Annotated in this window: 16 protein-coding genes; 8 read left to right on the plus strand and 8 right to left on the minus strand. The window is 71.1% G+C overall.

The features are described from left to right. The first annotated feature begins 12 nt into the window (after positions 1-12). Positions 13-1,482, plus strand: a complete 1,470-nt coding sequence (locus B072_RS0136595) for a purine-cytosine permease family protein (protein ID WP_018534953.1) — start codon at positions 13-15, stop codon at positions 1,480-1,482. Beyond that, positions 1,479-2,447, plus strand: a complete 969-nt coding sequence (locus tag B072_RS0136600; protein WP_018534954.1) for a PfkB family carbohydrate kinase — start codon at positions 1,479-1,481, stop codon at positions 2,445-2,447. Before B072_RS0136595 ends, B072_RS0136600 begins: the two co-directional genes overlap by 4 nt. An 82-nt stretch (positions 2,448-2,529) precedes the next feature. Here B072_RS0136600 and B072_RS0136605 read toward each other — a convergent pair whose 3' ends face one another. From B072_RS0136605 to argC, 5 genes are read right to left on the minus strand one after another with little or no spacing between them, the layout of a single operon-like run. Then, a complete protein-coding gene (locus B072_RS0136605) occupies positions 2,530-3,105 on the minus strand; it encodes an arginine repressor (protein WP_018534955.1) in 576 nt (191 codons plus the stop codon). A 19-nt stretch (positions 3,106-3,124) separates the two neighbouring features. Continuing rightward, on the minus strand, positions 3,125-4,327 hold the full coding sequence (locus tag B072_RS0136610; RefSeq protein ID WP_018534956.1) for an acetylornithine transaminase: 1,203 nt from the start codon (positions 4,325-4,327) through the stop codon (positions 3,125-3,127). Continuing rightward, on the minus strand, positions 4,324-5,256 hold the full coding sequence (gene argB / locus B072_RS0136615; RefSeq protein WP_018534957.1) for an acetylglutamate kinase: 933 nt from the start codon (positions 5,254-5,256) through the stop codon (positions 4,324-4,326). The genes B072_RS0136610 and argB overlap by 4 nt, the downstream gene beginning before the upstream one ends. Then, positions 5,253-6,404 (minus strand): bifunctional glutamate N-acetyltransferase/amino-acid acetyltransferase ArgJ, encoded by a 1,152-nt coding sequence (gene argJ / locus B072_RS0136620; protein ID WP_018534958.1) that lies wholly within the window; start codon positions 6,402-6,404, stop codon positions 5,253-5,255. The genes argB and argJ overlap by 4 nt, the downstream gene beginning before the upstream one ends. Further along, complete coding sequence (gene argC / locus B072_RS0136625) at positions 6,401-7,438, minus strand: N-acetyl-gamma-glutamyl-phosphate reductase (RefSeq protein WP_026246668.1); 1,038 nt, start codon at positions 7,436-7,438, stop codon at positions 6,401-6,403. Before argC ends, argJ begins: the two co-directional genes overlap by 4 nt. A gap of 158 nt (positions 7,439-7,596) precedes the next feature. Here argC and B072_RS0136630 point away from each other — a divergent pair, with 158 nt between their 5' ends. The 4 genes from B072_RS0136630 to B072_RS0136645 all read left to right on the plus strand — a co-directional run bounded on the left by B072_RS0136630 (position 7,597) and on the right by B072_RS0136645 (position 10,226). Then, positions 7,597-8,124 (plus strand): DUF3592 domain-containing protein, encoded by a 528-nt coding sequence (locus B072_RS0136630; RefSeq protein WP_026246669.1) that lies wholly within the window; start codon positions 7,597-7,599, stop codon positions 8,122-8,124. 33 nt (positions 8,125-8,157) lie between these two features. Further along, positions 8,158-8,469: an ArsR/SmtB family transcription factor gene (locus B072_RS0136635; RefSeq protein WP_018534961.1), complete on the plus strand. Its 312-nt coding sequence runs from the start codon at positions 8,158-8,160 to the stop codon at positions 8,467-8,469. After that, on the plus strand, positions 8,466-8,858 hold the full coding sequence (locus B072_RS0136640; protein WP_026246670.1) for a VOC family protein: 393 nt from the start codon (positions 8,466-8,468) through the stop codon (positions 8,856-8,858). The genes B072_RS0136635 and B072_RS0136640 overlap by 4 nt, the downstream gene beginning before the upstream one ends. An 81-nt stretch (positions 8,859-8,939) precedes the next feature. Beyond that, positions 8,940-10,226, plus strand: a complete 1,287-nt coding sequence (locus tag B072_RS0136645; protein WP_018534963.1) for a HEAT repeat domain-containing protein — start codon at positions 8,940-8,942, stop codon at positions 10,224-10,226. Here the strand turns inward: B072_RS0136645 and B072_RS44910 are convergent. Beyond that, entirely contained in the window at positions 10,214-11,434 is a 1,221-nt protein-coding gene (locus tag B072_RS44910) for an alanine--tRNA ligase-related protein (RefSeq protein WP_018534964.1), read from the minus strand. The two genes, B072_RS0136645 and B072_RS44910, sit on opposite strands and share 13 nt — an antisense overlap. 367 nt (positions 11,435-11,801) lie before the next feature. Between B072_RS44910 and B072_RS0136655 the strand changes: the two genes are divergently transcribed. Beyond that, entirely contained in the window at positions 11,802-12,794 is a 993-nt protein-coding gene (locus B072_RS0136655; protein WP_018534965.1) for an aldo/keto reductase, read from the plus strand. A gap of 93 nt (positions 12,795-12,887) precedes the next feature. On the opposite strand, the gene B072_RS0136660 is transcribed toward B072_RS0136655, so the two are convergent. Beyond that, positions 12,888-15,368 carry an alpha-L-arabinofuranosidase C-terminal domain-containing protein gene (locus tag B072_RS0136660; RefSeq protein WP_018534966.1) on the minus strand — a complete coding sequence of 827 codons (2,481 nt, stop codon included), beginning with the start codon at positions 15,366-15,368 and terminating at the stop codon, positions 12,888-12,890. Positions 15,369-15,503: 135 nt separating this feature from the next. Here B072_RS0136660 and B072_RS0136665 point away from each other — a divergent pair, with 135 nt between their 5' ends. Continuing rightward, complete coding sequence (locus tag B072_RS0136665) at positions 15,504-15,944, plus strand: DUF6314 family protein (RefSeq protein WP_026246671.1); 441 nt, start codon at positions 15,504-15,506, stop codon at positions 15,942-15,944. Here the strand turns inward: B072_RS0136665 and B072_RS0136670 are convergent. After that, the gene (locus tag B072_RS0136670) at positions 15,919-16,497 is read right to left on the minus strand and encodes a histidine phosphatase family protein (RefSeq protein WP_018534968.1); all 579 of its coding nucleotides are present in this window, start codon (positions 16,495-16,497) and stop codon (positions 15,919-15,921) included. The two genes, B072_RS0136665 and B072_RS0136670, sit on opposite strands and share 26 nt — an antisense overlap. Between the last annotated feature and the right edge of the window lie 97 nt (positions 16,498-16,594).

The following is a 16,594-nucleotide window of genomic DNA, read 5'->3' on the forward strand; positions in this document are numbered from 1 at the left end:
GGAGGTTCCGCGATGGCCGCTTCAACGAAGAACGACCGCGTCGGCACCGTGGAGACCCGAGGGATCGAACCGGTCCCGGACCATGAGCGGCACGGACACGCGAGCCAGATGTTCTGGACGTGGTTCGCCGCGAACATCTCGATCCTCGGGCTGCCGCTCGGCGCGACGCTCGTCGCCTTCCGCGGCCTGAACATCTGGCAGGCCGTGCTCGTCGCGGTCGTCGGCGCGGTCGGTTCGTTCGCCCTGGTCGGCGCGCTCAGTCTGGCCGGGAAGAAGGGCGGCGCCCCCGCCCTGACGCTGTCGCGGGCGGTGTTCGGGCAGCGCGGCAATCACGGTCCCACGCTGGTGACGTGGCTGAGCCGGGTCGGCTGGGAGACGATCTCGACGACCACGGCCGCGTACGCGCTGCTCGCTCTCCTCAACACCCTGTTCGGCTTCGGCCAGGGCACCGTCCTCACTCTGATCTGCCTGCTGGTCTTCATCGCCTGCACCCTGCTGATCAGCGGCCTCGGCCACGCCACGATCATGTGGATCAACAAGTGGGCGACGGTCGGTTTCGGTGTCCTGAACCTGATCGTGATGGGCTTCCTGGTCGCCACCGTCGACTGGCAGAAGGTGCTCGACGCCCCGGCGGGACAGACCAGCGCGGTCATCGCCGGCATCGGGTTCATCGCCTCGGGCACCGGCATCGGCTGGGCCAACGCCGGTGCGGACTACGCCCGTTACCTGCCGAAGTCCATCCCCGGCGGGCGCCTCGTGCGCGCCTCGGCCTTCGGCGCCGGCATCCCGCTGGTGCTGCTGATCTCGCTGGGTTCGCTGCTGACGGCCGGCGACTCGTCGCTCGCCACCTCGTCCGACCCGGTCTCGGCGATCAACGCGATGCTGCCGTCGTGGATGGCGGTCCCGTATCTGATCGCGGCGTTCGGCGGGCTGCTGATGTCCAATCACCTGTCCACGTACTCGGCCGGGCTGACGATGATCACGCTCGGTCTGCGGGTGCCGCGCGCGTGGGCGGTCTGCGTCGACGTCGTGCTGATGTTCCTCGGCGGCATCTACTTCATGCTGATCGCCGGTGACTTCTACGGCCCGTTCACCACGTTCCTGACGTTGCTCGCCGTGCCGATCTCGGCGTGGATCGGCGTGATCGTCGTCGACATGCTGCGCGGCCGCCAGTACGACGCCGAGGCGCTGATGGACACCGGGAGCGGCAGCCGCTACTGGTACCGCGGCGGTTTCCATCTGCCGGCTGTCGTCGCCTGGGTGGTGGCGATCGTGGCCGGGCTGCTGTTCACGACGGCCGCGACCAGCGCGGACGACGTGTGGTTCAAGGGGCCGCTGGCCGATGCGTGGCTCGGTACGAACGGGCTCGGCTGGCTCGTCGCCATCGTCGTGGGCGCCGCGGTGTACGCCGTCCTCGGCCGCCGCTCCCCGGTGACCGCCGAGTCCCCCACCCCCACCGCACTCGAGGAGGTCACCCGATGACCACGCCCGTATCCCGTGTCGTGCTCGCGGGGAACGTCATCGCCGATCTGGTCATCGACGTACCCGCTCTCCCGGAGCGGGGTGGCGATGTCATCGGCACGCGTACGGAGCTGTACGCGGGCGGCGGGTTCAACACCCTGACCGCCGCCCGCCGCCTGGGCGCCGAAGCCGTGTACGCGGGCCTGCACGGCACCGGCCCGTACGGCGGCCTGGTGCGCTCCTCGCTCGCGGCCGAGGGCATCGGCACCGTGCTGGACGCGCGGGCGGACGGCGACACCGGGTTCTGCGTGGCCCTGGTGGACGGCGGCGGCGAGCGAACGTTCGTGACGAGCTTCGGGGTCGACGCGCGCATGACGCGGGACGAGGCGTCGGCGATCGCCGGCGCCGTGCGCGCGGGCGACCTCGTCCAGGTCTCCGGGTACGGCCTGGTGATGGAGGTCAACGGACCGCTTCTCGCCGAGGTGGTGGCGGGTCTCGCGGACGACGTACGGGTGTGTCTCGACCCGGCGCCGCTGGTCGCGGACATCCCCGCCGAGGTACTGGATCCGGTGCTGGCCCGCACGGACTGGCTGAGCTGCAACGCGCGGGAGGCCGGGCTGATGACCGGCGTGGCCGAGCCGCGGGCGGCGGCCGAGGTGCTGCGCGGGCGGCTGCGGCCCGGGGCCGGTGTCCTGGTGCGGGCCGACAAGGACGGCTGCTGGGTGGCTCCGCCCGGGTCGGGGGACGTGGTGCACGTCGCCGGGTTCGCCGTGGACGCGGTCGACAGCAATGGGGCCGGGGACGCGCATGTCGGGGCGTTCCTGGCGCTGCTGGGGCGGGGGGTGCCGGCGGTCGAGGCGGCTCGGGGGGCCAATGCGGCTGCCGCGCTGGCTGTTACTCGCAGGGGGCCCGCGACGGCGCCGACCGGGGGCGAGCTGGCGAAGTTCGTCGGGCCCGGCCTCGCCGCTGTGCTGGGGCTGCTGTAGCGCCTCCGGCGACCGAGCCGGGGTCACGGGGCTGAGCCCCCGGACCCCGCGCCCCCATCGCCGGAGGGGCTCGAGGTGCGTACTAGTGGTCGTTCTGCGCCAGCCGCAGCAGATGCTCGGCCAGTGCCTGCCCGCCCGCCGGGTCCCGGCTGATCAGCAGCAACGTATCGTCACCGGCGATCGTGCCGAGGATGACGTGCAGTTCGGCCTGGTCGATGGCCGAGGCGAGGAACTGCGCGGCACCCGGCGGGGTGCGGAGCACCACCAGGTTCGCCGACGCCTCGGCGGAGATGAGCAGCTCGCCGGCGAGGCGGCGCATGCGCTCCTCCTTCGCCGACTCGCCGAGCGGGGCCTGCGGGGTGCGGAAGCCGCCCTCGCTGGGCACGGCGTAGATCAGCTCGCCGTTGGTGTTGCGGATCTTGACCGCGCCCAGCTCGTCCAGGTCACGGGAGAGCGTGGCCTGGGTGACGGTCAGGCCGTCGTCGGACAGCAGCTTCGCCAACTGGCTCTGCGAGCGCACCGGTTGCCGGTTGAGGATGTCCACGATCCGGCGGTGGCGCGCGGTGCGCGTCTGCGGCACGGCGGGGCCGTGGGCCTGTGCCAAGGCGTTCGCGATGTTCGCCCCGGCCCGCAGGTCGTTCTCCGCTTTGCTGCTCATCGTCGTCCCATCCTCAGGATCAGGCTTCCCCGTCGGCCGCGGCCGCGTCCAGGACGGCGGGCAGGGCCGTGAGGAACGCGTCCGCCTCGGCGTCGGTCAGGTTCAGCGGGGGCATGAGCCGGACGACGTCGGGTGCGGGCGCGTTCACCAGGAAGCCCGCGTCCTGGGCCGCCTGCTGCACCTGGGGTGCGCGCGGCCCGGTGAGCACGATACCCAGCAGAAGGCCCGCGCCCCTGACATGGCTGACCAGCGGGTGCTTCAGGGCTTCGATTCCGCCGGTGAGCCGCTCGCCGACGCTCTTGGTGTTCTCCAGGAGACCTTCGGCGGCGATCGTGTCGAGGACCGCGAGTCCGGCGGCGCAGACCACCGGGTTGCCGCCGAACGTGGTGCCGTGCTGTCCGGGCCTCAGCAGCTTCGCCGCCTCGCCGAACGCGACGGTCACGCCGAGCGGAAGCCCGCCGCCGATGCCCTTGGCGAGCGTGACGACGTCCGGCTCGACGCCTTCCCCGGCCTGGTACGCGAACCAGTGGCCGGTCCTGCCGATGCCGGTCTGCACCTCGTCGAGGACGAGCAGGGTGCCGGTGGCGCGGGTGATCTCGCGGGCCGCCTTCAGGTAGCCGGCGGGCGGCACGACCACGCCGTTCTCGCCCTGGATCGGCTCGATGATGACGAAGGCGGTGTCCTCGGTGACGGCGGCGCGGAGCGCGTCCACATCGCCGTACGGGACGTGCGTGACGTCGCCCGGGAGCGGTGTGAAGCCGTCCTGCTTGCCGGGCTGGCCGGTCAGGGCGAGGGCGCCCATGGTCCGGCCGTGGAAGCCGCCCGTCGTGGCGACCATGTGCGTGCGGCCGGTGAGCCGGCCGATCTTGAAGGCCGCCTCGTTGGCCTCGGCTCCCGAGTTGCAGAAGAAGACGGCGCCGTCGCGGCCGAAGAGCTGGAGGAGGCGCTCGGCCAGGGCGACCGGCGGCTCGGCGACGAAGAGGTTGGAGACATGGCCGAGCGAGCCGAGCTGCTTGCCGACCGCGTCGATGATCGCCGGGTGGGCGTGGCCCAGGGCGTTCACCGCGATGCCGCCGACGAAGTCCAGGTACTCCTTGCCGTCGGCGTCCCACAGCCTGGCGCCCTCGCCCTTGACGAGGGGCAGCCGCGGGGTGCCGTAGTTGTTCATCAGCGCGCCCTGCCAGCGCGAGGTCAGCTCTGCGTTCTTGGCGTGCTCGTTCATGCGTTGCTCTCCCCCTCCGCATCGGGCACGACCATCGTGCCGATGCCCTCGTCCGTGAAGATCTCCAGCAGGATCGAGTGCTGGACGCGGCCGTCGATGACGCGGGCGGTGTGCACGCCGTTGCGCACGGCGTGCAGGCAGCCCTCCATCTTCGGGACCATGCCGCTCGCCAGGTCGGGGAGCAGCTTCTCGAGTTCGGTGGCGGTGAGCCGGCTGATGACCTCGTCGGAGTGGGGCCAGTCCTCGTAGAGGCCCTCGACGTCGGTCAGCACCATCAGCGTCTCGGCGTCCAGCGCAGCAGCGAGTGCCGCAGCCGCCGTATCAGCATTGACGTTGTAGACATGGTGGTCGTCCTGGGAGCGGGCGATCGAGGAGACGACCGGGATGCGGCCGTCGGCGAGCAGGGCCTCGATGGCGCCGGTGTCGATCTCGGTGATCTCGCCGACGCGGCCGATGTCGACCAACTCGCCCTCGATGCGGGGCTGGTGCTTGGTGGCGGTGATGGTGTGCGCGTCCTCGCCGGTGAGGCCGACGGCGAGCGGGCCGTGCTGGTTGAGCAGGCCGACGAGCTCGCGCTGTACCTGTCCGGCGAGCACCATCCGTACGACGTCCATGGCGTCCTCGGTGGTGACGCGCAGGCCGGCCTTGAACTCGCTGACGATGCCGTGCTTGTCGAGGGCCTTGCTGATCTGCGGGCCGCCGCCGTGCACGACGACCGGCTTGAGGCCGGCGTGGTGCAGGAAGACGACGTCCTGCGCGAACGCGGCCTTCAACTCCTCGTCGATCATGGCGTTTCCGCCGAACTTGATGACGACGGTCTTGCCGTGGTGGCGGGTCAGCCAGGGCAGCGCCTCGATGAGGGTCTGCGCCTTGGGGAGCGCGGTGTGCTTCCGCGCGGCGGGCTGGCCGCTCTGTTTCGTCTCGCTCATGAGGAGTACGCGCTGTTCTCGTGGACGTAGTCGGCGGTCAGGTCGTTCGTCCAGATCGTCGCGGTCTCGGTGCCCGCGGCGAGGTCGGCGGTGACGACGACCTCCCGGAAGCGCATGTCGACCTGGTCGCGGTCCTCGCCGACTCCGCCGTTCTTGCAGACCCAGACGCCGTTGATCGCGACGTTCAGCTGATCGGGCTCGAAGGCCGCCTTCGTCGTGCCGATGGCGGAGAGGACCCGGCCCCAGTTGGGGTCTTCGCCGTGGATGGCGCACTTGAGGAGGTTGTTCCGGGCGATGGAGCGGCCCACCTCGACGGCGTCGTCCTCGCTCGCGGCGTTGATCACCTCGACCTTGATGTCCTTGCTGGCGCCCTCGGCGTCGCCGATGAGCTGCCGGCCGAGGTCGTCGCAGACGGTCTTCACGGCGTGCGCGAACTCGGCGTACTCCGGGGCGACTTCGGACGCGCCGGAGGCGAGCAGCAGCACCGTGTCGTTCGTCGACATGCAGCCGTCGGAGTCGACCCGGTCGAAGGTGACGCGGGTGGCGTCGCGCAGCGCCTTGTCCAGTACGTCGCTGTCGAGGTCGGCGTCGGTGGCGAGGACGACGAGCATGGTGGCGAGGCCGGGGGCGAGCATGCCCGCGCCCTTCGCCATGCCGCCGACCGTCCAGCCGTCGCCCTCGTACACGGCGGTCTTGTGCACGGTGTCGGTGGTCTTGATGGCGATGGCGGCCTTCTCGCCGCCGTGCTCGGACAGCTGCGCGGCGGCGGTGTCGACGCCGGGGAGCAGCTTGTCCATCGGGAGCAGGACGCCGATGAGGCCGGTGGAGGCGACGGCGACCTCCCCCGCGTTCAGGTCGAGGACCTCGGCGACCTTCTCGGCGGTGGCGTGCGTGTCCTGGAAGCCCTTCGGTCCCGTACAGGCGTTGGCGCCACCGGAGTTGAGGACGACGGCGGAGACGAGTCCGCCCTTGAGGACCTGCTCGGACCAGAGGACCGGGGCGGCCTTGACGCGGTTGGAGGTGAACACGCCCGCGGCCGCCAGGCGGGGGCCGCGGTTGACCACGAGGGCCAGGTCCGGGTTCCCGCTCTGCTTGATTCCGGCGGCGATGCCCGCGGCCTGGAATCCCTTGGCTGCCGTCACACTCACGGCGCGACTCCGATCGTCGAGAGCCCGGTGGTCTCGTCCAGACCCAGGGCGATGTTCATGGATTGGATGGCACCGCCTGCGGTGCCCTTGGTCAGGTTGTCGATGGCGCTGATCACGATGACGCGGCCCGTGTCGGACGCCGTCTCGTCGAACGCGACCTGGATCTGCACGGCGTTCGACCCGTACACGGCGGCCGTCTGCGGCCACTGGCCCTCGGGCAGCAGGTGCACGAACGGCTCGTCGGCGTACGCCTTCTCGTACGCGGCGCGCACGGCTTCGGCGGTGACGCCCGGGACGGCCTTGGCGCTGCACGTGGCGAGGATGCCGCGCGGCATCGGGGCGAGGGTCGGCGTGAAGGAGACGCTCACCCGGTGGCCGGCCGCCGCGCCGAGGTTCTGGATCATCTCGGGGGTGTGCCGGTGGCCGCCGCCCACGCCGTACGGCGACATGTTCCCCATGACCTCGCTGCCGAGGAGGTGGGGCTTGGCCGCCTTGCCCGCGCCGGAGGTGCCGGACGCGGCGACGATCACGGCCTCGCTCTCCACGAGCCCCGCCCCGTACGCGGGGACGAGCGCCAGCGAGACGGCCGTCGGGTAGCAGCCGGGCACCGCGATGCGCTTGGACCCCTCCAGCGCGGCGCGACCACCCGGCAGTTCGGGGAGGCCGTAGGGCCAGGTGCCCGCGTGCGGGCTGCCGTAGAACTTCTCCCAGTCGGCGGCGTCCTTCAGCCGGAAGTCGGCCCCCATGTCGACCACGAGGACGTCCGGGCCGAGCTGCTCGGCGACGGCGGCGGACTGCCCGTGCGGCAGCGCCAGGAAGACGACGTCGTGCCCGGCGAGCACCTCGGGGGTGGTCGCCTCGAGGACGCGGTCGGCGAGCGGGAGCAGGTGGGGCTGGAGCGCACCGAGTCGCTGTCCCGCGTTCGAGTTGCCCGTCAGGGCGCCGATCTCCACCTCGGGGTGGGCGAGCAGCAGGCGCAGGACTTCGCCGCCCGCGTATCCGCTCGCTCCAGCCACTGCTGCGCGTACCGCCATGGAACCCTCCTCCTAGATGGCATGACTATACGTCTCCATGCACGTTTATGCAATCGACCTTCAGTGTGCGCTGATGGCGAGAGGGCGGGAGAGGCGCCTGGGATAGCGTCGTTCCCGCTCTCCGCGCAGGTGAGCCTCGGGCGGGCGAGAGGGATGGCATGCGGTTTCGGGTGCGCGGGCGGAGCTCGGGCTGGTGGATCACGTTCGGGGTGATCGCGTTCGGCGGGCTCTTCCTGACCATCGGACTGATCATGACGGGGGTGTCCGTCTCATTCCTGGCGAGCGCCGAACGCGCGCAGGGCACCGTGGTGTCGCTGGAGTGGTCGCAGGGCGGCTCCGGCAGCGGCTCCCGCGGCACGTCGCGGTCCGGCAGCGGGCCGACGGCGCACCCGGTGGTCGCGTTCACCCCGGCGGGCGGCGGGCTGACGACGTTCCGCAGCTCGACGGGGACCAACCCGCCCGCGTACGAGAGGGGCGAGCGGGTCGAGGTGCTCTACCGCGCCGACGACCCCGGGGACGCGCAGATCAACGGGTTCGCGTCGATGTGGCTGCTGCCGCTGATCTTCACCGGGATCGGCCTGCTGATCAGCGGGATCGGCACGGCGGTGGCGATGACGAGCCCGCGGCGGCGCCGCAGGGCCGCGACGGCGCCGGTCCGGCTCGACAAGGCGCCCGCCACCCGTTGATAGGCAAGTACCGGCTTGCCTATGGTGGGGGGTGTGGCCCATGACGTGTTCAAAGCTCTGGCCGACCCCACCCGTCGCACCATCCTCGACGAGCTGACGGAGAAGTCCGGCCAGACACTGTTCGAGATCTGTGCGCGGCTGAGCATGCGGCACGGGCTCGGCATCTCGCGTCAGGCGGTCTCCCAGCATCTGGCGGTACTGGAGGCCGCCGGGCTCGTCGAGACCCGGCGGGAGGGCCGCTACAAGTTCCACGACCTGAACACGGAGCCGCTGCGGCAGATCGCCGAGCGGTGGCGTGTGTCCGAGCCGCCCGAGCCGCCCGAACCGGAGGAGAGCACCCCGTGAAGATCCATATGACCAGTGTCTTCGTCGACGACCAGGCCAAGGCCGCGCACTTCTACACGGAGATCCTCGGATTCCGGAAGAAGCACGACGTCCCGGTGGGCGAGACGCACCGTTGGCTGACCGTCGTGTCGCCCGACGAGCCGAACGGCACGGAACTTCTCCTGGAGCCCGCCGCGCACCCGGCAGCCAGGACCTATCGCGACGCGCTCGTCGAGGACGGTATTCCGCTGGCCCAGTTCGCCGTCGACGACGTGAAGGCGGAGTACGAGCGGCTGACGGCTCTCGGGGTCCGTTTCACGCAGGAGCCGGTGGAGATGGGCCCGGTCACCACCGCCGTCTTCGACGACACCGTCGGCAACCTGATCCAGATCGCGACCGAGCCGCAGTAGCCCGGCCGACGGGACTGTCGGTGCCGTGCACCATCATGCGAGGCGCGAATCGGTGGGCACGCGCGCGTGGAGGGGACTGCGGTGGACGTGATCGAGGATCTCGCCGACCCGGACCGCCGGGAGGCGGCCCAGGATCTGCTGGGCGCGCTCGGCGGCACGGTGGTGCCGAGGCTGCTGGCGGAGCTGGTCGACGAGGAGTCCTCGGTGCCGCACGACGCGATCAGGTTCGTGCTGACCCGGAGCATCGGCGCGGCCGCCTACGACCCCGTGGTGGCGGCCCTGGCCGGGGCGACGCGGGAGCGGGCGCGGCGCCGTCTCGGCCGCACCCTGTCGGCCATGCGGGACGTCGACCGCCACGTCGGGGCGCTGTCCCATCCGTCCGCGGAGGTACGCCGCTGCGCGGCCTTCGGCATCCAGTCCACCTGCTCGGTGGCGTACGGGCGCGAGCCGCGGCCCGACGTCGACTACGGCCTGCTCGCCGAGGCGCTGATCCCGCTGCTCGGCGATCCCGACCCGGAGGTGGCGCAGCGGGCGGAATGGGCGCTGAGCCTGCTGGGACCCGCCGTCGAGGAACCACTGCGCCGCGTGCGCGCGGAAGGCCCGGGACGGCTTCGGGCCGCCGCACTCTCCGTGCTCGCCGCGATCGGCGGCGAGGAGGCGCTGTCGGACGCGGACCGGGCCGCGGTGGACCGGCTGATCCGGATCAAGCTGCCCGGCGACCGGGCGCGACCGCTGGACACCTGCTTCACGTCCTGGATCGCCGTCCCCGGCGGCGATCAGCAGGGTGTCGCCGAGTTGCTCGGTCTGTACGACGCGCGCCCCGTGACCTTCGCGCTCGGGCACAGCGTGGGGCAGCACGACAGTGACGACGGCGCCGAGTACGGCCGGGTCCACGTCACCGCGGAGGTGGACGGCTGGACGCTGGTCCTCGGTCCCTGGTGCAACCCGGTCGACACGGAGCGCGCCGAGGACGTTCTGCGCCTCGTCACGGAACTGAGCCGCCGCTACGGCCGCGCCCAGGCGTACTGCTTCGGTGAGCACGGCGGCGGTTCGGGCTGGCTGGTCGCCGAGCGCGGGGCCGCCGTACGCCGCCTCAGCGCTTCCGGGAGGGACGGCGACGCCCGGTTCACGCTGGGCGAGCGGCTGCCCGAGGAGCTCGCGGCCGGCGCCGACGAGGGGGCCGACCCGGACGACGCGGAGGAGTGGGCGGACTTCGCCACGTACCTCGCGCCGCCGCTCGCGCGGAAACTGGGCGTCAGCCCCTTCGACCTGGGCCCGCGCACCGAGGTGCGCGGAGCCGGGATCGTGGCGCTCACGCCGTACGCGCGCGAGCACGGCAGGCCGCGCACCGGCGCCTACCTCGTCTGACGCCCGGACCCGGTCTCGATCTCCCGCTCGTCCCGCAGATTCCGTACGAGATCGCGCGGCAGGCCGTGGGTGTCGTGCAGGTAGTGCAGGTCCTCCTCCGTGAGCGGGCCGCGGAAGCGCGGCCGGTCGAGCACCGTGCGGCCGACCTCCAGGAGGCGCCGGAAGCGCCGCTCCTCGTCGACCAGCAGCCGGCGCACCACCTCGGGATCGATGTCCTGGCGGAAGTGGTCCCGGGTGTGCTCGATCAGCTCCCCCGGCAGATCCCCCAGACCGCGGGACGGGTCGTCGCGCCACAGCGTGGTGAGGACGCGCCGGACGAGTCGGCGCAGGACGTAGCCGCGGCCGGTGTTGGACGGGCGGACACCGTCCCCGAGGACCACGACGGCCGAGCGCAGATGATCGGTGACGAGCCGCGTCGACGTCTCGTCCAACGATCCCCACAGACCGGGCAGGTGGTGCCGCCACGGGGAGAAGACGTCGCAGTCGAACACCGAGGTGCGGCCCTGCAGGAGCGTGGCCAGGCGTTCCAGGCCGAGGCCCGTGTCGACGTTGCGCCGGGGCAGGGGCACGAGCGAGCCGTCGGGGCCGTTGCGGTGGCCCATCATCACGTGGTTCCACACCTCCACCCAGCGCTCGTCCCCGGTGGGCGTGGACTGCGGCGGAGTGTCGCCGGTCCACAGGAACATCTCGGAGTCGGGCCCGCACGGACCGGTCGGCCCGCCCGACCACCAGTTGTCGTCGACGGTGAGCTCCACCGGCACACCGAGCCGCTGCCACGTCTCCAGCGATCCGGTGTCGGGACCACTGCGCTCGTCGCCGCCGAAAACGGTGGCGTGGAGCCTGCCGGGATCGATGCCGAACCCCTCGGTGAACAGCTCGTACCCCCATTCCAGGCTCTGTGGCAGCTCGTAGTCCCCGAGCGACCAGGTGCCGAGCATCTCGAAGACGGTCAGATGGGTGAGGTCACCGACCTCGCCCAGGTCCGTCGTGCGCAGACAGCGCTGGACGTTGACGAGCCGCGAGCCGAGCGGATGCGGACGTCGTCCTTCCAGGTACGGGGTGAGGGGGTGCATCCCGGACGTGGTGAACAGGACGGGGTCACCGGGCTCGGGCAACAGGGTGGACCCGGTGATCCGGCGATGGCCGCGTTCCTCGAAGTACTCGACGAAAGTGCGCAGGACGCCTTCAGTGGTCACGGGGTTGTTCATGAGGGTGCTCCTCGGTGTGTGTGCGGGACGGCACCGGAAGGCGGGTGCGCACGATCACCGGGAGCCGGGCGGAAGGCCCTGCATGTCATCGGCGCACCGTTTCCGGTCGCCGACGGGAGGAAAGCGTCAGACGGCGGCAACCGGCGAGCTGGTCGCTCGCGCGGTCGCGGTGTTGGTTCGGCCGATGACGTTCATGGGCCGACGGTAACGCGGCGGGGCGCGGTGGTGCATCCGCATTTCCTGTGGGCCGCATCGCGCGGCCGGTCACCGCAGGGCGCTTGCCCTGGAGCGCACTCGAAGTCGTACGGTCGGCGGCATCCCACATCGGCGGAGCAAGCAGGATCAGCACATTCTCAGGAGGCAGCTCATGACCGGACTTCCCACGCGTCGGCTCGGCTCCCTCACCGTCTCGGCCCAGGGCCTGGGCTGCATGGGGATGAGCCATGCCTACGGCGCGTCGGACGACGAGCAGTCCATCGGGACCCTGCACCGCGCCCTCGACCTCGGCGTCACCCTTCTCGACACGTCCGACTTCTACGGGGCGGGGCACAACGAACAGTTGATCGGGCGTGCCCTCGCCGCCCCCGGGCGCCGCGAACAGGCCGTCCTGGCGACGAAGTTCGGCTTCGCCAACCGGCTCGGCGAGTCCACGCGGATCCGCGGTGACGCGGCGTACGTACGTGAGGCGTGCGAGGCGTCGCTGCGCCGCCTCGGGGTGGATCACATCGACCTGTACTACCTGCACCGTGTCGACCGGAGCGTGCCGATCGAGGAGACCGTGGGCGCGATGGCCGAGCTGGTGAAGGAGGGCAAGGTCCGGCATCTGGGCCTGTCCGAGACGGGCCCCGACACGCTGCGCCGGGCCCACGCCACGCACCCGATCGCGGCGCTGCAGAGCGAGTTCTCGCTGTGGACGCGCGATTTGGAGGCCGAAGTGCTGCCGGTGTGCCGGGAGTTGGGGATCGGGCTCGTGCCGTTCTCGCCGCTCGGCCGGGGTTTCCTCACGGGCCGGTACAGGTCGACCGAGAACCTCCCCGAGACCGACATGCGGCGCGGCCAGCCCCGCTTCACCGACGGCAACCTGGAGCGCAACCTGGCGATCGTGGCCCGCCTGGAGGAGCTCGCGGCCAAAAAGGGAGTCACGGCGGGGCAGTTGGCACTTGCCTGGGTCCAGCACCAGGGCGACGACGTGGTGCCGATCCCCGGAACCCGCCGCCAGAAGTACCTGGAGGAGAACGTCACGGCCGCCACGCTGAACCTGTCGGCCGACGAGCTCGCGGCGATCGAGTCGGCGGCGCCGGCCGGTGCGGTGGCGGGCGCCCGCTACGACGACAACAGCATCAAGTTCGTGAACGGCTAGGCGAATACGGATACGGATACGGATACGGATACGGATACGGATACGGCGGCGGCGGCGGCGCGGGAACGCCTTGCGACACCGCCGCCACCTGCCCTAGCCCTTCTTGATGCGCAGGAACGTCACCGAGTTCGCCGGGAACGTGTAGGTGAAGGTGTCGGCGACCCCTCGGAACGTCGAGGTCGTCGGCTTCACGGGGGTGTCCGTCGCCGTGTTCTCGGCCGCCGGGTCCGCGGTCAGTGTCGTCACGGCGGCGGAGTTCGCCACCTTGGCGCCACCGAGGTTCACCGTCGTACGGGCCCGGGCGTCCTGGGCGTTGACGACCTTGACGATCAGGTCACCGGACTTCTTGTCCTTGGTGACCACCTGGCGGAACGGCTCGGCGGGCTTGTCGTCCTTGAAGGAGCCCCACTCCGCGCCGTCCAGGTACAGGGTCACCTGGCGGCCGCGCACCTTGATGTCGATGTCGTAGGCGCGGCCCGTCTCGATCGACCCGGCCTTCGACACGAGCGTGGCCTTGCCGCCGTTCACGGCCTGTTCCACCGCGGACGAGGTGTTGTTCCAGCCGCCCAGGTTCCACCAGTAGTAGTTACCGGTGTCCTTGACGCCGAAGGCGACGAGGAAGCCCTCCTTGCCGGACTTCTTGGTGGCCTTCACGTGCAGGTCGTAGTTCTGCCAGTTCGGGTCGCCGGCCGTGACCATGGTGTTCTCGGCCGTCTCGTCGGACTGCACGTACTGCCCGTCCTGGACGGCCCAGCTGCCGCTGCCGGACCCGGTCCACTTCGACGCGTCGCCGCTGAAGTCGTCGGACAGCAGGCTGTCGCCGTCGGCGGACGTCACCCGCACGTCGTCGTACGCGGCGCTCGTCGCCCAGGTCGAGAGGCCCACGGCCCCGGTGATCGGCTGGAGCGTCGACGGTGTGGCGGTGGCGGTCGACGGGACGACCCGGTCGCCGACGTTGCGCATGAACAGCTTCTGGACCTCGTAGTCGGCGGAGCCCCACGACTTCTGGTCGTCGAACCAGATCATGTCGGGTGTCCACTGGACGGTGTCCCGGCGGGCGAGCAGCGGGGCGTACGAGGCGAGCTTCACCACGTCGGCGTTGCGCTCAAGTCCCGTCATGTAGGCGGCTTCTGACAGTGCGTTGGACCATGTGTTGCCGAGCGAGGCGTACTCACCGAGGAAGACCTTGGGGCCGCCGCGGTCGTAGGAGTCGTAGCGGTCGTTGTTCTGCAGGAACCATTGCGGGCTGTTGTAGTAGTGCTCGTCGACCATGTCGACGTCCGCGTCCTTGTTGAGCTTCCAGGCCGTGTCGAAGGTCGTACCGCTGTCGTCGGGGCCGGAGTTGGAGATGACGGTGACGTCCGGGTACGCGGCCTCGATCGCCGTACGGAACTCGGTGAACCGCTCGAAGAAGTCCTCGGGGAGGTTCTCCTCGTTGCCGACCTCGAGGTGCGTGAGGTGGAAGGGCTTCGGGTGGCCCATCTTGGCGCGCAGCTTGCCCCACTTGGTGGTGACCGGCCCGTTGGCGAACGCGATCAGGTCGAGGGTGTCCTGGATGTGCCGCTTCAGCAGCGCGTCGTCGTCCGTGGCCTTGTTCTGGCCGCAGCCGGTGACGAGTGCGGGCACGACGGGCAGCGGCATCGCGCCGATGTCCTCGGCGAACTGGAAGTACTCGTAGTAGCCGAGACCGTAACTCTGGTTGTAGCCCCAGAAGTTGGCGTTGGTGGCCCGCTCCTCGACCGGGCCGACGGTGTCCTTCCACTGGTACGAGCGCTTGCGCTGATAGCCGGACGCCTCGTCGTAGCCCTCCATCGAGCCGGTGTTGACCAGGCAGCCGCCGGGGAAGCGCACGAACCCGGGGCGCAGGTCGGCGATCTTCTGGGCGAGGTCCTTGCGCAGGCCGTTCGCGCGGCCCTTGAACGTGTCGCGCGGGAAGAGGGAGACCATGTCGAGCGCGGCGTCGGCGGAGGTGGCGACGGTCAGCCGCCCCGTGGTGCTGCCGCGGCTCGCGGTGAACGTCGCCGTGTACTTGGTCCAGCCGCCGCGGGCCTTGACCGTGCGCGGGGCGGCGAGGGTTCCGTCGGCGTCGGCGAGGGTCACGGTGAGGGCGGAGTCGGCCCGGGCCCACACCGAGAAGTCGTACGTCCTGCCCTTCTCGACGTTGACGCCGGTGCCGTACGCGGAGTTGGTGGCGGACGAACCGGCGCCCAGGGAGAGGTAGTTGCGGTTCCGCGCGTTCAGCCGTCCGTCGTCGTCGGAGACCTTCGCCGTGCCGGTCGTCGTCCACGCGGTGAGCGGTGTGTACGCCTTGTTGTCGGCGGTCGAGTACTCGAAGGACCGGTTCTGCAGCAGCTCGGCGTAGAGCCCGCCGTCGGCCGCCCGGTTGATGTCCTCGAAGAAGACGCCGTACATGGTGTCGTCGATCGTCGCGCCCGCGCGGCCCGGGTCGACGGTGACGGTGTAGTCGGTGACGTCGTCGGCCACGGCCGGCGGCGTGACCGCCGTCCCGGCCAGCAGGGCTCCGACGGCCGCCCCGAGCCCGATTCTCCAGCGCCTGCGTCGTCCACGCGTCATGCGCTCCCCATCCTTCACAGCGATCACGGATCGTTCGATATCTCGTACGTCGTCCTAAACTGCGAACGGCAAGATAGGAAGTGGTGGTGCGCGCGTCAACGGTTCGCGCAGAGGTGAACGGGAGTGGTGTGCGTGGTGAGTCAACTCTGGCCGGTTTCCGACGTGTTGACGTTCCTGGCCGGGAGCTGGCAGGTCGAGCGGACGGTACGCGACCTCGCCGAGGACGCGACCGGCACGTTCACCGGCGGCACGGAGTTCACCGCGGCCGACGAGGGCGGGCTGCGGCACTTCGAATCCGGCACGTTCACGTGGCGCGGTGCGTCACGCCCCGCCGAGCGGACGCTCCTGTTCACCCCCGGCGAGGACCCCGGCACGGCGGTGGTCCACTTCTCCGACGGCCGCTTCTTCCACGGCCTCGACCTGCGCACCGGCCATCACGTGGCGGACCATCCGTGCTCGGCGGACCTCTACCGCGGCGAGTTCACCGTGCACGACGCCGACCGCTGGCGGACGGTGTGGCGGGTGAAGGGCCCGGCCAAGGACCTCGTCCTCACGACGGACTACCGGCGAGCCTGACGCTCCAGCGGCCCCGGTGCCCGCTGACCAGGGCCGTCGACAGCGGCCGCACGTCGATGTTCCAGTACGTCGACGGGGGCGCCTTCAGTGCGTAGACGAGGGCGGCTCGGATCACGGACGGCTCGGCGATCGCGACCGCCCGTGTGCCGTCGTCGGCCGGCCGGGTGTCCAGCCAGGAGCCGACGCGCGCGATGAACCCGAGCAACGACTCGCCGCCGTGCGGCGCCGAGCGCGGATCGCCCAGCCAGCGGTCGACGGCGGCCGGTTCGACGGCCGCCACCTCGGCGAGCGTACGGCCCCGCCAGCGGCCCATGTCGCAGTCGCGCAGGGCGGGTTGGGCCAGCGGGGCGAGGCCGAGCGCGTCGCCGGTGGCGCGGCTGCGCGGGGTCGGCGAGCAGTAGCGCAGCTCGGCCGCGGCGAGCGGCCCGAACCCGGGCGCCGCGCGCTGCACCTCGTACCAGCCCGCCTCGTCGAGCGGCCGGTCGTCGTCGAAGCGCTCGGCGAGCAGGGAGGAGCTGCGCGCGGCGGCGAGAAGCGTGACGCTGAGCTGCATGCCTGATCGTGTACCGGCCGGTAGTCCGGGTCAAGGAATCACCACCGGTTCACAGCGAGCGGGCTCGGGAGCGCACGAGCCACGGCGGACGGTGCAC

Origin of the sequence: Streptomyces sp. HmicA12 (genome assembly GCF_000373565.1) — a bacterium.
In the GTDB taxonomy this organism is placed as follows: domain Bacteria; phylum Actinomycetota; class Actinomycetes; order Streptomycetales; family Streptomycetaceae; genus Streptomyces.